We start from the raw sequence: 17461 nt of genomic DNA on the forward strand, positions 1-17461 counted from the left end.
CCGGGTGCCGTCGGTCAAGTCGCCATAGTGCAGGAACAACCGCCGCTGCGGGTCATGGTCGTCGGTGGCCCCCGTCCGGATGCTCGGAGTCCGGCGGGTGATGCCGTGGACCTCGTAGCCCTTCCCCAGCAGCAACTCGGCCAGATATGAGCCGTCCTGACCTGCGATGCCGGTGATGAGCGCCTTCTTGACGGTCACGCGCACTCCATGCTGCTGGATCGACGTTGGGAACCGCACCCCAAAACCGCTTCGGATGAGACGCAGGCATGCGACAGCGTAGGGAATCACCCGTTGCACCGAGCGTATTGTGACGATGTGTCTGGTTCGCGATGAGTGCTCGCCGACAAGAGACCGCATTTCGCCGACGGATCGGGGTTAGGCCTTTCGGCTCAGCACTCGGCGAGGTTGATCACGTGGGCACACTCCGTCCGGCAATGATGAGGTGGCTCAAGTCGAGGAGTTTCCCCGTGCCGCCAGCCCGCGTCGCCGTGTTGATGACAAGTCACAATCGCCGCGAGACGACCTTGTCCGCCCTCGCCGCGCTCGCCGAGCAGCGCGGTTTGCCCGACGACACCGTGGTCCGCACCCATCTGGTCGACGCGGGCAGTACCGACGGCACGCCGGAGGCGGTCCGCGCGGCATTCCCGGCAGTGGAGGTCGTCACGGTCAGCGCCGCTGTCTACTGGAGCCACGGTATGCGGATCGCAAGCCGCCGCAGTTGCCGGGCCGACGGGCCGGCCTGGAACTACCAGCTCTGGCTGAATGACGATGTGGTGCTGGACGAAGATGCCTTGTCCGTACTGCTCGCCACCGCGCATACAGTCGGCTTCGGCAAGATCGTCGTCGGCGCCGTACGAGGCATGACGGAGCGCTCCACCACGACATACTCCGGACGCCGCGGCCGCGCACTGGCGCTGGTCGAGCCCACCGGGCGGCCCGAGCCGTGCGACACGTACAACGGAAACGTGGTGCTCGTGTCCCGGGCCGCGCACGAGCGGGTCGGCGACATGGACAAGGCGTTCCGGCACGGTATGGGTGACTACGACCACGGACTCCGAGCCCGTCGTGCCGGCGTCGCCGCTTATGTCACTCCCCGCCACGTGGGCAGTTGCGACCACAATCCACCGCACTCCGGCTCCCGTGAGCCGGGCATCGGGGTCCGCGAGGCGTTGCGCCGCATCACCTCACCGCGCGAACTGCCGCCCCGCTCATGGTGGGTCTACTGCCTGCGTCACTCCTGGCCGTGGGCCCCGATCCAGATGTTCTCGCCCTATGTGATGACGGCGGCGCGGGCCCTTGCACAGCGCAGCGGGGAGGCGGGGCGTACCCAGGGCCATGTGTCCCGTTGTGCAGCGGCCACCGAGCCCCGGCCCACCGGGCCGGACGTGTCGGGGCGCTTGCGAACCCCGGAAGAACGAGGCAGTCGATGTACAACCAAGTGATGAGCGGTGCCGATGTCGACAAGACGGCCGTACCCGGTCCCGGCACCGTCGTGTGGCACCTGGCTCAGGTGCGGGAAGGTGCCCGGGTCGGCGCCGAGTGCACCCTCGGGCGTGGCGCCCGTGCCGGGGCGGGTGTCCGGACCAGGGACCTCACCTTCATGGAGAGCTGTGGCCTGCTGAAAGAAGTCTCGCCATGACGGAAGACCTCGTACCCGTCGCCAGACCGGTCATCGGCGAGGCGGAGATCGCCGCCGTGGTTCGGGTGCTGCGCAGTGGTCAGGTGGTCCAGGGCGCCGAGGTGGCCGCCTTCGAGCATGAGTTCTCGGCCCTCGTCCACCGTCGGCCCTGCGTCGCGGTGAACTCGGGAACCTCCGCACTTCACCTGGCGCTGTCGGCCCTCGGCATCGGGCGAGGGGATGAGGTGATCGTGCCCTCGTTCTCCTTCGCGGCCACCGGGAACGCGGTGAGGCTCGCCGGAGCGGACCCCGTCTTCGTGGACATCGACCCCAGGACGTTCTGCCTCGACCCGCAGGCCGCGGCTCAGGCTGTCGGCGAGCGAACGGCAGCGATCATGCCGGTGCACCTGTACGGTCACCCCGCGGCCATGGACAGCATCGTGCCACTTGCCCGGCGGCACGGGCTGGCCGTCGTCGAGGACGCGGCCCAGGCACATGGTGCCGCCCTCCATGGAACACCCGTGGGAGCGTTCGGCGACGCCGCGGCATTCAGCTTCTATCCGACGAAGAACATGCACTCCCTCGAGGGGGGCATGGTGACGACTCCCGACGCGGATACCGCGCGAACCCTCCGGCTGCTGCGCAACCAGGGCATGGAACAGCAGTACTGCAATGAAATCGTGGGCCACAACGTACGCATGACGGACGTCGCCGCGGCCGTCGGCCGTGAGCAGCTCTCACGGCTGAGTGAACGGAACGATCGGCGTCGGGCCAGTGCCAAGGCCCTTGACGCGGGTCTGGACGGCGTCGAGGGAATCCGACTGCCCTGTGAGGCAGATGGGGCACACCACGTCTACCACCAATACACGGTGCGCGTCGCACACGGCAAACGCGACGCGTTGCGGGCGGAGTTGACGCGAAGAGGAATCGGTACGGGGGTGTACTACCCGACACCGATCCACAGGCTGGCCTCCTTCCGGCGGGAGGCCGACCTGGCGCACACGGATCAGGCAGCGGCCGAAGTGCTGTCGCTTCCTGTTCACCCTTCGCTGACCGAGCGTGATCTGGAACGGATCATCAGTGGAGTGCGCGATGCCATGGCTACGGTCCGGGAGGCAGCATGACGAGCATGGGTGCCGGCGGTCGCCCCCTCAGGGCCGGCCTGATCGGGCTCGGCGCGATGGGCCGGCAGCACGCACGGGTAATGAGCAGGCTCCAGGGTGTCGACCTGGTGGGCGTCGTCGATCCGTGCGGCGACCCGCACGGTGCCGCGGTGGGGGTGCCCGTGGCGGGCTCCGTCGCCGAACTCGTCGATCTCGGCATCGACTACGCGGTGGTCGCGTCTCCGACCACGACCCACGCACACATCGGGTTGGAACTGGCGGACGCCGGGATCAACGCCCTCATCGAGAAGCCGATCGCTCACAGCTCTCAAGCAGCGAGCAAACTGGTACATGCTTTTGAGCAACGGGGACTGGTCGGGGCCGTTGCGCACATCGAGCGGTACAACACGGCCGTGCGCAACCTGCGCAAACGACTGCAGGATCAGGAACTGGGCTCGCTCTACCAGGTGGTCACCCGTCGGCAGGGGCCCTTCCCCAGCCGCATCTCCGATGTCGGAGTGGCGATGGACCTGGCCATTCACGATCTGGACCTGACCGCTTGGATGACCGGCGAGGAGTACGTGTCCATCTCCGCCCGCTGCAGCCACAAGAGCGGCCGGCCCCACGAGGATCTGGTGGCCGTCGTCGGTCAACTGTCGGAGGGAACGATCGCCAACCACCTGGTGAACTGGTTGTCGCCCATGAAGGAACGAGTGACCGTGGTGACCGGCGACCGGGGGTGCTTCGTGGCCGACACCTTGACCGCCGACCTCACCTACTACGCCAACGGCTCCGGGCACAACAAGTGGGAAGCACTGAACACCTTCCGGGGGGTGTCGGAAGGAAACGTGATCCGCTATGCCGCGATCAAGGAAGAGCCCCTCGCGGTCGAGCACCAGGCGTTTCGTGACGCGCTGCTGGGCCACGGCACGGACATCGTCGGGCTCCGAGAAGGGCTGAAGACCGTTGTGCTCGTCGAGGCGTTGCTGGAGTCCGCGAAGACCGGCACCACGGTGGACCCCGGGATTCTCCGATTCCCGAGCCCGGCGTCGGAGGACGTCCGACTGCGTGTGTGACCGCCCCGCGGAGTTCTCTCCGCGGGGTCCTCGTCGCGGAGAGAACTCCGCGGGGCGTCTCATCGGGCCGCCCGCGTCGGCTGCCGACGGGCCTGTCGCCACGTACGGCATCCGCCCCGCTCCGAAGCGCAGATGCGCGCGGAGACCGACCCACCGCACGCGCGCCCACCGGACGTTCTCACCACGGAGCCGAACGCGCCCGCGCCCGATGCCCCACAGCATGGGCAGGGATCTTCCCACCGTCGCGGGGAGAGCGCGGGGTGACGCCCCGCTGTCCGTCGACCGGTCACCACGGAAGGCAGTCCCCGATGACGACCACCCCACCCCTCGTGCTGCAGATCAACAACGAGCCGCGGCCGTTCGGACCGCACACCGGTTTCGCCCGTGCCTTCACCGAACTCGCCGATGCGGGTCTGGTCCGCTACATGTGCGTCGTCCCCGGTGCCGGAGATCGGTTGCCCGTCTCCCGGCCGGACCTGGTCTTCGTCCAGTCACCCCAGCCCTGCCGATGGACCCAGCGGCAGGTCCGCAGATGGCTGCGTGTCGTCGGGGATCCGCCGGTGGTGGTGTGGGAGGGGGATGCGTGGGGCGGACTCACCAAGCCGCTGCGGGAGCGGAACCTCGCGTGGATGCGGTGCGCGGAGGTGGTCTTCACCGTCGCGGCGGGGCGGCAGGCCACAATGCTGCGGCGCGCCTGTCGTAGGCCGGTGCGGTACGTGCCGAATGTCGTCCCGCTCCCCCTGCTGTCCGACTCGCCCGATTCCGAGCCCCCCGCCGACGGGGTGGCCGTCATCGGCAGGCGGCGAACCTACCTCGGGATCGAGTTGCTTCCCGACGATCGCGAACGGACCGAGCTGGTCGAGGAACTGCGCAGGATTCCGGCAGTCCGGCTGGCGGTCTACGGCAAGGGGTGGCGCGGGTCCTTCGCGCGTGGACCCGTGCCGTTCGACGAGCAGCTCACCGCCATGAAACGGTCGCTGATCACCGTGGGGTGGAACCGCTACCGACACCTCACGGGCTGCTTCTCCAACCGGCTGCCGATCGCCATGTGTGCGGGCCGGGTGCACGTCACTTCCCGTCAGCCGGGGCTCACCTGGCTGCCGGGCCCCGACCTCGGTCTGCACCTGATGGACACCCCGCGCGACGCCGCCGGGCGGATCCGCGACCTGCTGGACTCGGACCCTGCCGACCTGCTCGCCCAGGCACGGCAGATGACGCGGTGGACCCGCGCACGTCTCACCGACACCGAGGCCCTGCAGTACATGCTCGCCAAGCATCTGCCGCTGCCTGCCCCGCCTGCCGACCCCTGGGCACACTTCGCCGCAATGGACGCCGATGCATCGTCCTGACCGCGGCATACCCGGATGATCGGAACTACGGGCGGTCGGCCCCAGCGGTCCCGCGGCGCCGGCGGCGTTCACCTGCCGGTACGGATCATGCGCTCCACTCCGCCGGCGAACCGACCGGCCATTTCCTCGACCGTGTAGCGCTCGGCGTCCGCCCGGCAGGCGACCCGCAGCTCGGCGAGACGTGCGGGCCCGGTGAGCAGTTCGGCGACAGCCACCGCGTAGGTGTCCACGTCGCCGTCGACCACGAGAGCGTTGCGCCCGTCCTCCAGATACTCGAACTCCGGGCTGTGGTAGGGCCAGACACACGTCACCAGCGGGGTCCTGAGAGCGAAGGAGTCCACCGCGCACAATCCGACGGTCCCCGGCACGAGCATCACGTCGGCGGCGGCGCCGAGCAGCGCTTTGTCCCTGCCCTGCACGGGCCCGACAGGGACGACCGGGCCACCCGCGGCCGCCACCAGACCGCGCTGTGCGCCGTCACCCGCGACCAGCAGCCGGAATCCGGGGACACGGCGGGCGATCTCCTCGGCCGCGTCCAGCAGGAACGGAATCCGCTTGTTCCGGTCGAGTCCGCCGATGTAGAGCCCGGTCGCACCACGAGTCAGCCCGTACCGCTGGCATACACCCGCCACTTCGGACTCCGTGACCGCGTCCCGGACCGCGGCCAGCGCCCGGCTGTCCACGGCGTTGCGCACCACCGTCACCCGCTGCGGCGGCACCCCGGCCCGCACCGCGTACTCACGCCCGGCGTCGGTGTAGGCGAAGAACCAGTCAGCCCTGCGCGTCAGCGCGGCCTTCGCCCACTGCTCGGCCGCACCGTGCCGCCCGGCGTAGGTCCGCCCGTGCCCCCACAGCGCGATGGGCGTGCTGCGGCGGCTTCGGGCGAGCAGCGGATAGGCGTCGAGCTGGTGCAAAGCCTGGGTCAGCACCAGCGCATCGCAGGAGCGCGCCAGTGCGCGGAGCGGGCGCCAGATGATCCGACGGCTGCCGAGCCGCCAGTTCCGCTGGGGCAACTCGATGGCCCCGGGCAGCGCCACACTGTCACCGCGCGCCGCCGCCATGCCGATCGGCCTGCCATGGGCTACGGTCAACTCGATGTTTCGGGCCGCCAGTTCGTCAGCGAGCCGGGCAAAGAAGGGAAGCCGGTAGGGGGCCAGATAGGGCTGGACGATCCCGATGCGCGCACCGCTCACGCCGGCTCCATTTCCGTCGACGTACCGCAGAGTTCTGCGTAGAGCCGGACCATACGGCTGGTCCAGACTTCCTCGCTGTACGCCTCCTCGTACACCCGCCGGCAGTGGGCACGCAGGGCCGGGAAGCGGCTGCCCGCCTCACGCAGCACCCGGGGCAGCGGATCGTCCCAGCAGGTGACGGCTCCGGTGCCCTCGGCCCGCACGGCGACATGCGCGGCGGACCCCTCGAACGCGAGCACCGGCAGGCCGGCGGCGAGCGCCTCGATGTAGACCAGTGGCATGCCCTCGTACCAGCGGCTGGGGAAGACAAGACCGCGGTAGCCCGGCAGCCTCTTGCGCAACTCGGCGCGGCCGAGCACCCCGTGGAAGACCACCGAGCGAGGTGCGACGGCGCGGCAGGCGTCCTCCAGCGGGCCGCTTCCGATGACGTCCAGCGGTTCGTCGGCCGGCCAGTGTCTGAGCAGTTCGCGGATGCCCTTCTCCACGGTGAGCTTGCCCACGTACACCCATCGTTCTCCCGGTTCGGCGGGCGGGCCGCCGTCCACAGGGGGCACGAAGTTGGGGATGAGCGCCATGCGCCGCTCGTCAACCCCGGCAGCGGCATAGGTGGTGCGGCTGAGCTCGGAGAGGACCACGACCCGGTCCGCGCGACGCAGCAGCGGGTCGGCACCGGGGCCATGACGCCCCGCCCAGGCCAGCGGCAGTGTGGCGACCCGGGAGCCGCGGTAGCAGCCCGAGCGCAGCCCGGCCCAGCGGTCACCGTCCGGGCAGCGGGTGCAGACCGCACCGTCACGGTAGAGCGTCGCCGCCGCGCACAGCGGGCGGAAGTTGTGCAGGGTCGTCACCAGCGGGCCGGGCCAGTCGGCCGCCCAGGCCCGGCCGAAGTTGGGGAAGAGGTTGTGGACGTGCACGACGTCCGGGGCGAAGGCGTGCAGTTCCGGCACCGGCGAACGGCCGCGCCCACTGGCCACGGTGACCGCGCAGCGCATCGAGTACAAGGGGCTGCGCCGCAGCTCGTCCGTGTGCACATCGACCATCCGCACCTCGTGCCCCGCCCTGCGCAGTGCCGCCGCATGGTCGAGGGGGGCCTCGTTCTCGCCGCCGGGTGCGCTGTAGAAGCTGTGGACGAGCGCGATCCGCAGCGGCCTCATGCGGGCACGGCCTCTCGCTCGCGGAAGAGCACCACATCGCACTGGAGCATCTGGCCGGACTTCGGGTCGGTGAAGCCTGGGATGACAGACATCAGGGTGAGACCGAACTGCGCCTGGGCGAGGCTCAGCGCCTCGTTGAAGAGCAGCCCGCCCTCGTACAACGGGACGAAGGACGTCTCGGTCTGGATGCCCGCGCACTCCGCCGTGCGCGTCCCGGCGCCGCGCAGCACGTGCCCCTCGTACCCCTGGACGTCCATCTTCAGGAAGACACGCTCACCGGGAGTGACGATCTGCTCCCACAGCTCATCGAGCCGACGGATCTCGGCGGTCTGCTGACCGGTGTACCCGGCGTGCGGTGCCGCCTGCTCGTGCCGGTCCAACATGGGCAGGACCGAACTGCTCGCGCCCGAGTTGCCCGCGACGTTCATCACGGTGGTGCCGGTGCGGTCGCCCAGCGCGTACGGCAGCACGGTCCAGGACGGGTCGGACGAGGCCCGGCGCCGGAGTTCGGCGCGCGGCCCGTCGAGCGGCTCGAAGGAGACGATGCGGCCCTGGTAGCCGCTGCGGCGCAGCATCGTCGCGTAACCACCGCAGTGCCCACCCACGTCGATGACCACATCGATGTGGAACTTCTGCAGCAGTTGGACCAGTTGCGGGCCCGACCAGCTCGCCGGATAACGGGCGATGTCGATGCCGAGCCGTTGCACGGCGCTGCGCACACGGTGGATCAAGGTCACGGTCGTACTGCTCCTTTGTCTGCTGCCCAGAGAGAACGGCGACGCGCCCACGGTCCCGGCCGACGCATCTCCGCACCGCCGCAGCGGCGTCGGCAACGCGTCGCGTTTCCGCCCGGACACGGGGTGCGGCTGAGAATGCGGTGTGCTCGTCCGGCCGGACGGAAGCGGCGGTGCGCGTCGTCACCCATGCGTCAGGGTGTAGTTGCGTGCCTCCGCATGGCGGATCACATAGCCCGCGTTCTCGAGTCGGCGCAGCCGTCGACGCAGGGACCAGGGACCTTGCGGAGTGTCGAATTCGATACAGAGAACGCGCGGTAGGGGGCCCTCGGCCAGGATCCGGTCGAGCACCGGTTCCTCGGCCCCCTCAATGTCCATCTTCAACAGGTCGACCCTCTGGTGACCCGCCATCTTCATAAAGGTGGCCAAAGTGTGGCACTGGGCGTCGAATCCCGGACCACGGCCTCGGACCTCGGTTGCGGAGTGGGACACATGTGCGGGATCCACCGGTGGATGGAAATGCACCACGGCGTTCTCCCTCCACAACCCGTTGGGAAGGAAATGCCACCGCGGTTCCGTGACTCCTTCGGCGAACGCGATCGACCGGGGGGTGGGGTCCATGGCCCACACCTCACATCCGAAGCGCCGGATGAGAGCGAGATCGAAGCTGATGTCCTCGCCCACACCGGCCGCGTAGACAAGGGAGTCCCCGGTGATCAGATCGGTGGGAACCCACCAGCCTCCGTAGACGCTGCCGAGCCGCTCCAGGCCATGACCCGGGCGAATACGGGTCACCCACGGCACCACGGTCTCCGCAGTCTTCAACTTGATACGCCGGGTCAGGTGCGTAACGGGCATGTGCTGCGCCTCCGGTGCTGTCAACGGGTGGGCGGACGCCCGCTTGTGTCAGGGGTTCACGCGGTACTTCCCGGCTCCCCCGGCGCGTGGGCCCCGAGGTGCGTCATCGGCGCCTTCTGGCGACGAGGCTGAAGGTCGTCGGTGGACAGAGCCGTTCTCCGACGGCCTGAAGCAGTCCCGACTGCGTCGACCAGTAACGCTGTACCTCGACCTCCTCGAAGGCCGGTGCGAGCACATCCCTCAGTGCCTCCTCGTCAACGCCGTCGCGGACCACGTGGTACTCGACCATGTCGGCCTCGTTGGTTTCGTCGAAGACGCCACGCATCCGGCGCAGGCGGGTGGACAACCCCCTGCCCAGCTGGCCCTGGCCGAGCCGCCACAGGAAGTACGCACTGCGGTCGAGACTCGTCGACATCCGTGACCGGCGGGGATACCACAGGGGATCCTGGGCGCTGAAGAACGCCCCTCCCGGAACGATGCCCTCGACGAGCTGCTTGACCGTGCCCAGGTACTCCGGGATGTGGTGCAGGACCGAGACGCACACGACCGCGTCGACGGGGCGCGCCTGGCGGGCCGCGCTTCCGTCCTGGTCGTGCAGCACCTCCACGCCCGGATTGCGGCGGAAGCGGCTTCGGAGGAAACGGACACTCGGTTCACTCATCTCCGTCACCGTGACCTGCGCGCCTGCTGCCAGGAGATGATCGGTGAAGGTACCGTGGCCGGCTCCCAGTTCGAGCACCCGGCATCGTCCGTTCCGGTCGATCACCTCCTGCACCAGGGCATGCAGGTCGTTGATCAGCCGATTGCGAATCGTGTGGTGTCGAATGTGTGGCGAGCCCTGGGCGTAGTCGTGTCCGGTTCCGTGCTCGCGCTCTTGCAATTCGCTCATCGAGGGCTTCGCCTGGGTGGACGTCATGGCCCGCACTCTAGGAATGCCGCCGGACGTCTCTCCCGCCCTGCCGGACGAGTCGACCCCGAATTCAGGCGATCGGCCGCCGATCACGTTCTCCCGCCGTTCTTCCGTGCCGTGCCTGTCGCCTGCCGTACCACCCCGCCCACGAAGAGGGCGTTACCGAACAGATAGCGCCGCCACAAGCGGCGCGGCTCGCAGCCGAGGCGGAATGTCCACTCCAGCCCGCTTCGCCGCATCCAGCGGGGTGCCTGCGGCTTGGTGCCGGCGATGAAGTCGAAGGCCGCGCCCACGGCAACAGCCACGACAGGCAGTGCGCCGCACAGTTCGGCGGCCCACCGGTCCTGCTTGGGGGTCCCGAGTCCGACCCAGACGATGTCGGCCTCGGCCGAGCGGATGCTTTCCCGCTGCTTCCGCTCTTCTTGCGTGGTCAGGGGACGAAACGGTGGGGAGCAGGCACCTGTGATCAGGGCGTTCGGGAAGCGCCGCCGCAACGCGCTGTGGAGTGCGTCCAGCACCTGCGGGGTGGAACCCAGCAGATAGTGGCGAAGCCCGGTCTGACGGCCGAGGTCGAAGACGTCCAGCAAGAGGTCCGGCCCGTAGACACGCGTACTCGGCAGGACCGTGCCGCGGTGAAGGAGTCGGTTGGCCCAGACGACGGGCTGTCCGTCCGGGAGGTTGAGGGACGCCGAGCGGAGGATGCGATGCAGTTCCGGGTCCCTGGCAGCGAGCGCGAGCGTGTAGGCGTTGCACAGGTGCACGTCACTGCGGGGAACCGCATCGGCGGCGCGGTGCACGCCGGCTGAACCCCTTTGGTCGGCGCAGCGGGCCGCCCTGATCCGCTGGGCGAGCTGTACTACGTGGCGGGCGGCGCTCTCGCGCGTGTGTGCGGCAATGGGCACGCCCATGCAGCGGACCACGGGGACCATGTGTGGAGCCGACATTTGTTCCGTGCTCGCAGGGAGCGTCATGAGCGAACGGCGGCGGTCAGCGGTGACCGTGCTGCCCAGTTCCTGCCCTCGGTGAAGTCACCGGAGGCCAGGCGGAGCCGGAAGTCGGTGATGGTCTCGCGCAAGCCGTGTTCCACCGGAGTCATGGGCTCCCAGCCCAGCAGTTCGCGGGCCATGGTGATGTCCGGGCGTCGTCGTTCCGGGTCGTCCTGGGGGCGCGGAATCAGTGTGATCTCCGTACTCTTCCTGCTCAGTTTCCTGATCCACTCGGCCAGCTCAAGCATGGAGACCTCATGGGGGTTGCCCAGGTTGACCGGGCCGCCGTGATCGCTCGCCAGCATGCGCAGCAACCCGTCGACCATGTCCTCCACGTAACACAGCGACCTCGTCTGGCTGCCGTCACCGGTGACCGTGATCGGCTCTCCGCGCAGTGCCTGGCCGATGAAGGTGGGAATGGCACGCCCGTCATCCGTGCGCATCCGCGGGCCGAAGGTGTTGAAGATGCGCGCGATCTTGGCATCGACACCGCGGTGTCTGCGGTAGGCCATGGTCAGTGCCTCACCGAAGCGTTTTGCCTCGTCGTACACCGAGCGGGGGCCGACGGGATTGACATTGCCCCAGTAGCTCTCCGGCTGAGGGTGGACCAGCGGGTCGCCGTACGACTCGGAGGTGGAGGTCAGCAGAAAGCGGGCGCCCTTCGCAGCTGCCAGGTCCAAGGCATGCCAGGTACCGGCCGAACCCGCACGAAGGGTCTCCAGAGGCAGCCTCAGGTAGTCCGCGGGCGAGGCGGGTGATGCCAGGTGAAACACCGCGTCCACCGGGCCGGGCACCTCCAGGCCCTGGGTGACGTCCCGGTGCTCCAGCCGGAAGTGCCGCTCACTGCTCAGATGTCCGACGTTGTCGACGCTGGATGTCGCGAAGTTGTCCACACAGACCACGTCGTGGCCCTCGTGAAGCAGCCGTTCACACAGGTGAGAACCGATGAAACCGGCCCCGCCCGTCACTACCGCACGCATGCAGGTCCTCTCGGCCACGCCGCCCGGGGCCGGACGGTGGCAAGTCGAAGTGTCATTTCCGAAGCTCAGGCCCGTGTCATGTTTCTATCTATTCCTCAGTTATGCGCCGATTGAGGCGGCTTGTGCGTTGACATGCCCTCAGGTAACTCCATTTCACCTGTTCTGTCCAAAAGAGGTACTTAATGTCGGCATCTGCTGTAGAGACGGCCCGCCACCAGTCGGCCCCGTGGCGGCGTTCGCCGTGGACAGGCCGAACGGTCAAGCGCACCATCGACCTGCTGGGGGCCGCCGTACTGCTTCTGCTGCTGGGGCCACTGCTCCTGGCCGCCGCCGTCGCCGTGAAGCTCGACACCCCGGGACCACTGCTCTTCCGGCAGCGGCGAACCGGCTGGCGAGGCAAGGAGTTTCAGGTCCTCAAGCTGCGCACGATGCGGGTCGGAGCCGAGTCGATGCGGGAGGCCATGGCGGATCGCAACGAGTCCGGCGGGCACCTCTTCAAGATCCGCGACGACCCGCGGGTGACCTCAGTCGGACGCTGGCTGCGCCGCTACTCCCTTGACGAGCTGCCGCAGTTGTTCAATGTGCTGAAGGGGCAGATGTCCCTGGTCGGTCCCCGGCCGCTGCCGACCGAGGACTCGGCGTTCACCGGGGAAGCAGGCAACCGCCTGAAGGTGCGACCGGGGCTCACTGGGCTGTGGCAGATCAGCGGACGGTCCGACCTGGCCTGGGAGGATGCGCTGCGCTTGGACCTGCAGTACGTCGAGACCTGGTCCCTCAAGCTGGACCTGTCCATCCTCGTCCGTACCCTGCCCGCAGTGCTGCGCGGCGAGGGAGCCTACTGAGCACACGACGCCGACCGGACGGCCAACTCACAAACGCCGTCGAACGCCTCGGCCGACTCCCCCGAGCAGCGAACGCACCACAGCCCGGCTTGCAGGCTGTCCCCGGCTCACCGACCGGTTGGCCGCGAGGGGATGTCACAGCTCGGCAGCAAAGCCCGGCCCGTTCACCGGCCCGGGCACGTCACCCTCCGGGACCAGGTACGTTCGAAGGCGTGGCTGGATTCAGGATCGGACGCGGCCGAGACAACCGCGCTGCTCAAGCGCGACCGCAGCAACCTCCGTACGGACGCCAGGCGCCGCAGGGCCCGTCGTACGGCCATTCCTCTGCACCACCGTCGCAGCAGTACGGCGGGGCGCATCCTCACGGCGGGCGCCAGCAGTGGGGGGCGCCGCAGGGGCAGGGCGAGCCGGAATACTTCGGCGACGGCGGCCCGGGCCACCCGGGGGCCTCGAATCCCTACACCGCCAACAATCCGGGCCACACCCAGGCGTTCTCCGTCGGCGAGGACCCGTACAGCGCAGGTGAGACGTACCGTGCCGGCCAGGCGGCAGCACCGCCGATCGGCCCCCGCCTGCACTGGAAGGACCTGCTGCGGGGCATCGTGCTGTCTCCCACCCAGACGTTCTTGCAGATGAGGGACTACACGATGTGGGCGCCGGCCCTGATCGTGACCTTCCTGTACGGCCTGCTGGCGGTCTTCGGTTTCGACGGCGCACGCCAGGACGCGATCAACGCCACACTCTCGAACGCGGTACCGATCGTCCTGATCACGGCCGTGGCGATGGTGCTCAGCTCCTTCGTCCTGGGCGTGGTCACCCACACGCTGGCACGTCAGCTCGGCGGCGACGGCGCCTGGCAGCCCACGGTCGGCCTCTCCATGCTGATCATGTCCATCACGGACGCACCGCGCCTGGTCGTCGCGATGTTCTTCGGCGGCAACGCGTCCTTCGTCCAGCTCCTCGGCTGGCTGACCTGGGTCGCGGCGGGCGCGCTGCTGACTCTCATGGTCTCCAAGTCCCACGACCTGCCGTGGCCGAGGGCGCTGGGCGCGTCGGCGATCCAGCTGATCGCGATCCTGTCGATCATCAAGCTGGGGACGTTCTAGCAGCAGCCTGACGCGAAAGGCCCCGGCGCCGCGTGCGCCGGGGCCTTCGTATCCCGTCACAGGAGCCTCAGGCGTCCAGCACCTGCCCGGACCGCCTCACGACCGGCGGCTCGACGCTCCACGGGAAGTTGATCCACTCATCGGTCCTCTTCCACACGTACTCGCACTTCACGAGGGAGTGGGACTTCTCATAGATCACCGCGGAGCGGACCTCGGCCACGGTGTCGACGCAGAAGTCGTGCACCAGCTTGAGGGTCTTGCCCGTGTCGGCCACATCGTCGGCGATCAGGACCTTCTTGTCGGTGAAGTCGATCGCGTTGGGGACGGGAGCCAGCATGACGGGCATGTCGAGCGTCGTCCCCACACCCGTGTAGAACTCGACGTTGACCAGGTGGATGTTCTTGCAGTCCAGGGCGTAGGCGAGACCGCCGGCCACGAAGACGCCGCCGCGCGCGATGCTGAGCACGATGTCGGGCTCGTACCCGTCGTCGGCAATGGCCTGGGCCAGTTCGCGGACCGCGTGCCCGAATGCCTCGTAGGTCAGGTTCTCCCGTATACCGGTCATGTCCCGCTCACACCTGCGTCCGGTGGAAGTTGAGGAAGGAACGGGAGGGCGTGGGTCCACGCTGCCCCTGGTAGCGGGAACCGTACCGCTCACTGCCGTACGGGTACTCGGCCGGCGAGGTGAGGCGGAACATGCACAGCTGCCCGATCTTCATGCCCGGCCACAGCTTGATCGGGAGGGTGGCGAGGTTGGACAGCTCCAGGGTGACGTGCCCGGAGAAGCCGGGGTCGATGAAACCGGCGGTTGAGTGGGTGACCAGCCCCAGCCGCCCCAGGGAACTCTTCCCCTCAAGCCTCGACGCCAGGTCGTCGGGGAGGGTGATGACCTCGTAGGTGCTGGCGAGGACGAACTCCCCGGGGTGGAGGATGAACGGCTCGTCGCCGTCCGGCTCGACCAGCCGGGTGAGGTCGACCTGCTCGATGGAGGGGTCGATGTGGGGATACTTGTGGTTCTCGAACACCCGGAAGTAGCGGTCGAGCCGCACGTCGATGCTCGAGGGCTGCACCATGGCGGGATCGTACGGGTCGATCACGACCCGGCCCTTGTCGATCTCGGCCCGGATGTCCTTGTCTGAGAGAAGCACGCCCCGAGAATACGCAAGGCGTGCGGAGCCCCCACAATCGCGGCGGCTCCGCACGCCCCTACCGCTGAGCCGCTACTGCTTCCCCGAGGGCACCGGCACCACATTGCGGAGCCGGGCGCAGCGGGGACACCGGACGAGCCGGCCGGGGCCGAGGCGCTCGGCCTGCTGCATCGGGAACGAAGCGGTGCTGAACACGTGCCCTTCGGCACAACGGACGACGGTGCGCTCCATCAAGTCCTCTGAGTCCCTTCCCCAAGAGCCTTCGTCTCACTGGCGTGACGGACGACGAAAGCCACATTACGGGATGAAAGGGACGGCCCTCCAGGCGGCACTCCGACCGCGCACAACCCCCGCTTCCCGCCCCCACCGTACGCCCCAACTCCGTTCCGACGCAGCCCCATCCGACCACCGAGACGACATCGACCCCCGCGGCTTCAGCGCCGGGGGGTCGCGATGAGGTAGAGTGAGCGAGCGTTCGGACATCGACTGAGCGGATGTCTTACGCGGGTGTAGTTTAATGGTAGAACATCAGCTTCCCAAGCTGAGAGCGCGAGTTCGATTCTCGTCACCCGCTCCATGAAGAAGGCCCAGGTCAGCGACCTGGGCCTTGCTGGCTGACGCGAGATTTGGCACGCGCCTCAGGCGACGGTGTACTCCGCGTCCCCGAAGTCTGCGACTACGCGCAGTCGACCGCCGAGCGCTTCCACGTAGGCCCGGAGAGTCGCGACCTCCGCGCGATCCAGCTCACCGTGCTCGATGGCGGAGACCCGAGGTGCCGAGACCCCCATTGACGCGGCCACTTGGCGCTGAGTCAACGCCTGTTCACGCCTGACCTCCGCGAGCTTGTGAGCACGCACTTCGGCGGTCAACCGGTCCATGGCCGCTTGCTTCTCCTGAGGCGACCGCACCGGCAGCCCCGAGGCCGCACGCCGCTCACGCGCCTTGCGCTTGGTCTCCTCCCAGCTCACGGTGCTCATTCGTACTCCCTGGTTTCAAGATCAGCCAGATGTGCCTGGTACCGCTCTTCAGCAAGCGGAATGTTGATGTCGTACCAGCGCTGCCAGTTTCCGGCTTTGTCGCCGGCCACCAGCAGTACTGCCCGGCGCACCGGATCGAAGGCGAAGAGGATGCGGATCTCACTGCTCCCGGATGATCCCGGCCTCAACTCTTTCAAGTGATGGTTCTCAGCACCCTTGATCCGATCCACCAGCGGACGGCCGAGCGTCGGGCCCGTTGCCGCCAACATGTCGATAGCGTCTTCTACCTGTTCAGAGCTGTCCCAGTCCTCTTCGGCCAGTGCCTCGAACCACGCCGCGACCTCCCCGACGAGAACCACTTCCCATTGAGCCACGGCCACAATGTTAATGCAAGAGTTAACCTCGCTGTGGTGGTCGACCTGGCGGGGGCCGACGCTCGGGGTGCACGCTGGGCAAGCTCGGGCAGGACCTGCCGGCGGTGTGGCCCGCCCGCGTAGATCACGAGGCGGAACGCCCTCCCGGCGTTCGCCCGGAGGGGTCAGGGATCGGTGTCGACGAGACCGGAGCGCGCCGCACCACAAGCGCACCAGATCGAGCGGGGAACAGCGGGGAATCACGGTGAATGCGGCCAGGCCCGATGAGACCGTCCACCAGCCGTCTGACCAGGTCAGCGCCCGTACCGGCCCCAAATGATCGCAGCTTCCCAACTGAGAGCGCGAGTTCGATTCTCGTCACCCGCTCCATGATAAAACCCCAGGTCAGTAACCTGGGGTGCGCGCCATGCCCACCAGGTAGGACCGTTCGCGGAGACGCCGAACGTCATGGAACCTGCCCAAAGGCTCAGCGCCTGCGGAGCGTTGCGGGGCCACCCCCTGATCAGTCCGTGCTGTGGTGAACGGCCGGCTGCGCGCTCCTGGCCAGCAGTACGGCGCAGAGGCCAAGGCCCAGCCTGTCCGGGCAGGGCCTGGTGCTGGACGCCTTCCAGCACCAGGACATCACCACCGAGGGCTCCTACCCGGAGGACCTCGGCCGGCCCGAGGCCGCTCGCGCCAAGCAGGAGGCGGACATCGCCGAGGCCGTGGCCCGGCGCGCGGCCGAGCAGGCACGGCTGAAGGCCGAGGAGGAGATCGCGGTCGCCCAGCGGACGTTCGCGTTGAAGCAGGCGGAGATCAAGGCGGAGACGGACGAGGCCGCGGCCCGTGCGGCCGCGGCGGGTCCGCTCGCCGAGGCCGCCCGGCAGCAGGAGATCCTCACCCAGCAGGAGAAGGTCGCCGAGCGGCAGGGACGGTCGGTGCCTCGTGCGAGCCCATGACAGCACGCCCGCGTTGCGGGAGCCTCTCCGGGCTGCCTCGGCCCCGACCGGTTCGGCCGCCGCTGAACCCGTCTCCGGGCTCATGCAACGGCGCCCTTCCCGCCACCGCGCGCTTCCA

General features: G+C 68.5%; 18 protein-coding genes, 1 tRNA gene and 2 pseudogenes. 9 read left to right on the plus strand and 12 right to left on the minus strand.

The genetic code is table 11. The features are described 5' to 3' along the window. The coding region (locus ACFSL4_RS07335; RefSeq protein ID WP_381079784.1) for a GDP-mannose 4,6-dehydratase at positions 1 to 198 on the minus strand (198 nt) is incomplete at its 3' end. Positions 199 to 467: 269 nt separating this feature from the next. Between ACFSL4_RS07335 and ACFSL4_RS07340 the strand changes: the two genes are divergently transcribed. From ACFSL4_RS07340 to ACFSL4_RS07360, 5 genes are all read left to right on the plus strand, one after another. After that, on the plus strand, positions 468 to 1442 hold the full coding sequence (locus ACFSL4_RS07340) for a glycosyltransferase family 2 protein (RefSeq protein ID WP_381079786.1): 975 nt from the start codon (positions 468 to 470) through the stop codon (positions 1440 to 1442). Beyond that, positions 1442 to 1639 (plus strand): hypothetical protein, encoded by a 198-nt coding sequence (locus tag ACFSL4_RS07345; protein ID WP_381079788.1) that lies wholly within the window; start codon positions 1442 to 1444, stop codon positions 1637 to 1639. The genes ACFSL4_RS07340 and ACFSL4_RS07345 overlap by 1 nt, the downstream gene beginning before the upstream one ends. Further along, positions 1636 to 2742: a DegT/DnrJ/EryC1/StrS family aminotransferase gene (locus ACFSL4_RS07350; protein ID WP_381079790.1), complete on the plus strand. Its 1107-nt coding sequence runs from the start codon at positions 1636 to 1638 to the stop codon at positions 2740 to 2742. The genes ACFSL4_RS07345 and ACFSL4_RS07350 overlap by 4 nt, the downstream gene beginning before the upstream one ends. Next, positions 2739 to 3797, plus strand: a complete 1059-nt coding sequence (locus ACFSL4_RS07355) for a Gfo/Idh/MocA family protein (RefSeq protein ID WP_381079792.1) — start codon at positions 2739 to 2741, stop codon at positions 3795 to 3797. The genes ACFSL4_RS07350 and ACFSL4_RS07355 overlap by 4 nt, the downstream gene beginning before the upstream one ends. A 308-nt stretch (positions 3798 to 4105) precedes the next feature. Further along, positions 4106 to 5146: a glycosyltransferase family protein gene (locus ACFSL4_RS07360; protein ID WP_381079794.1), complete on the plus strand. Its 1041-nt coding sequence runs from the start codon at positions 4106 to 4108 to the stop codon at positions 5144 to 5146. Positions 5147 to 5214: 68 nt separating this feature from the next. Here ACFSL4_RS07360 and ACFSL4_RS07365 read toward each other — a convergent pair whose 3' ends face one another. The 7 genes from ACFSL4_RS07365 to ACFSL4_RS07395 form a co-directional block, all read right to left on the minus strand. Continuing rightward, complete coding sequence (locus ACFSL4_RS07365; RefSeq protein ID WP_381079796.1) at positions 5215 to 6339, minus strand: glycosyltransferase family 4 protein; 1125 nt, start codon at positions 6337 to 6339, stop codon at positions 5215 to 5217. Then, the gene (locus tag ACFSL4_RS07370; RefSeq protein ID WP_381079798.1) at positions 6336 to 7490 is read right to left on the minus strand and encodes a glycosyltransferase family 4 protein; all 1155 of its coding nucleotides are present in this window, start codon (positions 7488 to 7490) and stop codon (positions 6336 to 6338) included. The genes ACFSL4_RS07365 and ACFSL4_RS07370 overlap by 4 nt, the downstream gene beginning before the upstream one ends. After that, the gene (locus ACFSL4_RS07375; RefSeq protein WP_381079800.1) at positions 7487 to 8227 is read right to left on the minus strand and encodes an FkbM family methyltransferase; all 741 of its coding nucleotides are present in this window, start codon (positions 8225 to 8227) and stop codon (positions 7487 to 7489) included. The genes ACFSL4_RS07370 and ACFSL4_RS07375 overlap by 4 nt, the downstream gene beginning before the upstream one ends. 180 nt (positions 8228 to 8407) lie before the next feature. Then, positions 8408 to 9082 (minus strand): FkbM family methyltransferase, encoded by a 675-nt coding sequence (locus ACFSL4_RS07380; RefSeq protein WP_381079802.1) that lies wholly within the window; start codon positions 9080 to 9082, stop codon positions 8408 to 8410. A gap of 103 nt (positions 9083 to 9185) precedes the next feature. Then, the gene (locus tag ACFSL4_RS07385; protein ID WP_381079804.1) at positions 9186 to 9998 is read right to left on the minus strand and encodes a class I SAM-dependent methyltransferase; all 813 of its coding nucleotides are present in this window, start codon (positions 9996 to 9998) and stop codon (positions 9186 to 9188) included. Between the two features lie 83 nt (positions 9999 to 10081). Beyond that, on the minus strand, positions 10082 to 10900 hold the full coding sequence (locus tag ACFSL4_RS07390; protein WP_381079806.1) for a WecB/TagA/CpsF family glycosyltransferase: 819 nt from the start codon (positions 10898 to 10900) through the stop codon (positions 10082 to 10084). A gap of 59 nt (positions 10901 to 10959) precedes the next feature. After that, the gene (locus ACFSL4_RS07395; protein ID WP_381079808.1) at positions 10960 to 11958 is read right to left on the minus strand and encodes a UDP-glucuronic acid decarboxylase family protein; all 999 of its coding nucleotides are present in this window, start codon (positions 11956 to 11958) and stop codon (positions 10960 to 10962) included. Positions 11959 to 12209: 251 nt separating this feature from the next. Between ACFSL4_RS07395 and ACFSL4_RS07400 the strand changes: the two are divergent. Together ACFSL4_RS07400 and ACFSL4_RS07405 are read left to right on the plus strand one after the other, a co-directional pair. Further along, positions 12210 to 12800: pseudogene (locus ACFSL4_RS07400) on the plus strand (sugar transferase); the annotation flags it as partial. 212 nt (positions 12801 to 13012) lie between these two features. After that, the gene (locus ACFSL4_RS07405; protein ID WP_381079810.1) at positions 13013 to 13906 is read left to right on the plus strand and encodes a Yip1 family protein; all 894 of its coding nucleotides are present in this window, start codon (positions 13013 to 13015) and stop codon (positions 13904 to 13906) included. Positions 13907 to 13973: 67 nt separating this feature from the next. Here the strand turns inward: ACFSL4_RS07405 and ACFSL4_RS07410 are convergent, their stop codons facing one another. Beyond that, positions 13974 to 14471 carry a phosphoribosyltransferase gene (locus ACFSL4_RS07410; protein ID WP_381079812.1) on the minus strand — a complete coding sequence of 166 codons (498 nt, stop codon included), beginning with the start codon at positions 14469 to 14471 and terminating at the stop codon, positions 13974 to 13976. 7 nt (positions 14472 to 14478) lie between these two features. Continuing rightward, positions 14479 to 15054 (minus strand): dCTP deaminase, encoded by a 576-nt coding sequence (dcd, locus tag ACFSL4_RS07415; RefSeq protein ID WP_381079814.1) that lies wholly within the window; start codon positions 15052 to 15054, stop codon positions 14479 to 14481. Positions 15055 to 15557: 503 nt separating this feature from the next. On the opposite strand from dcd, the gene ACFSL4_RS07420 reads away from it, so the two are divergent. Beyond that, positions 15558 to 15631: transfer RNA gene (locus ACFSL4_RS07420), tRNA-Gly, on the plus strand. Positions 15632 to 15692: 61 nt separating this feature from the next. Here the strand turns inward: ACFSL4_RS07420 and ACFSL4_RS07425 are convergent. Beyond that, positions 15693 to 16031: an XRE family transcriptional regulator gene (locus ACFSL4_RS07425; RefSeq protein WP_324789936.1), complete on the minus strand. Its 339-nt coding sequence runs from the start codon at positions 16029 to 16031 to the stop codon at positions 15693 to 15695. Then, positions 16028 to 16414 (minus strand): type II toxin-antitoxin system RelE/ParE family toxin, encoded by a 387-nt coding sequence (locus tag ACFSL4_RS07430; RefSeq protein WP_381079949.1) that lies wholly within the window; start codon positions 16412 to 16414, stop codon positions 16028 to 16030. The genes ACFSL4_RS07425 and ACFSL4_RS07430 overlap by 4 nt, the downstream gene beginning before the upstream one ends. Positions 16415 to 16974: 560 nt before the next feature. Between ACFSL4_RS07430 and ACFSL4_RS07435 the strand changes: the two are divergent. Beyond that, positions 16975 to 17331 (plus strand): annotated as a pseudogene (locus ACFSL4_RS07435) (flotillin family protein); the annotation flags it as partial. Positions 17332 to 17461: the final 130 nt, after the last annotated feature.

The sequence above is a fragment of the Streptomyces caeni genome, from assembly GCF_042678285.1.
Classification (GTDB): domain Bacteria; phylum Actinomycetota; class Actinomycetes; order Streptomycetales; family Streptomycetaceae; genus Streptomyces; species Streptomyces caeni.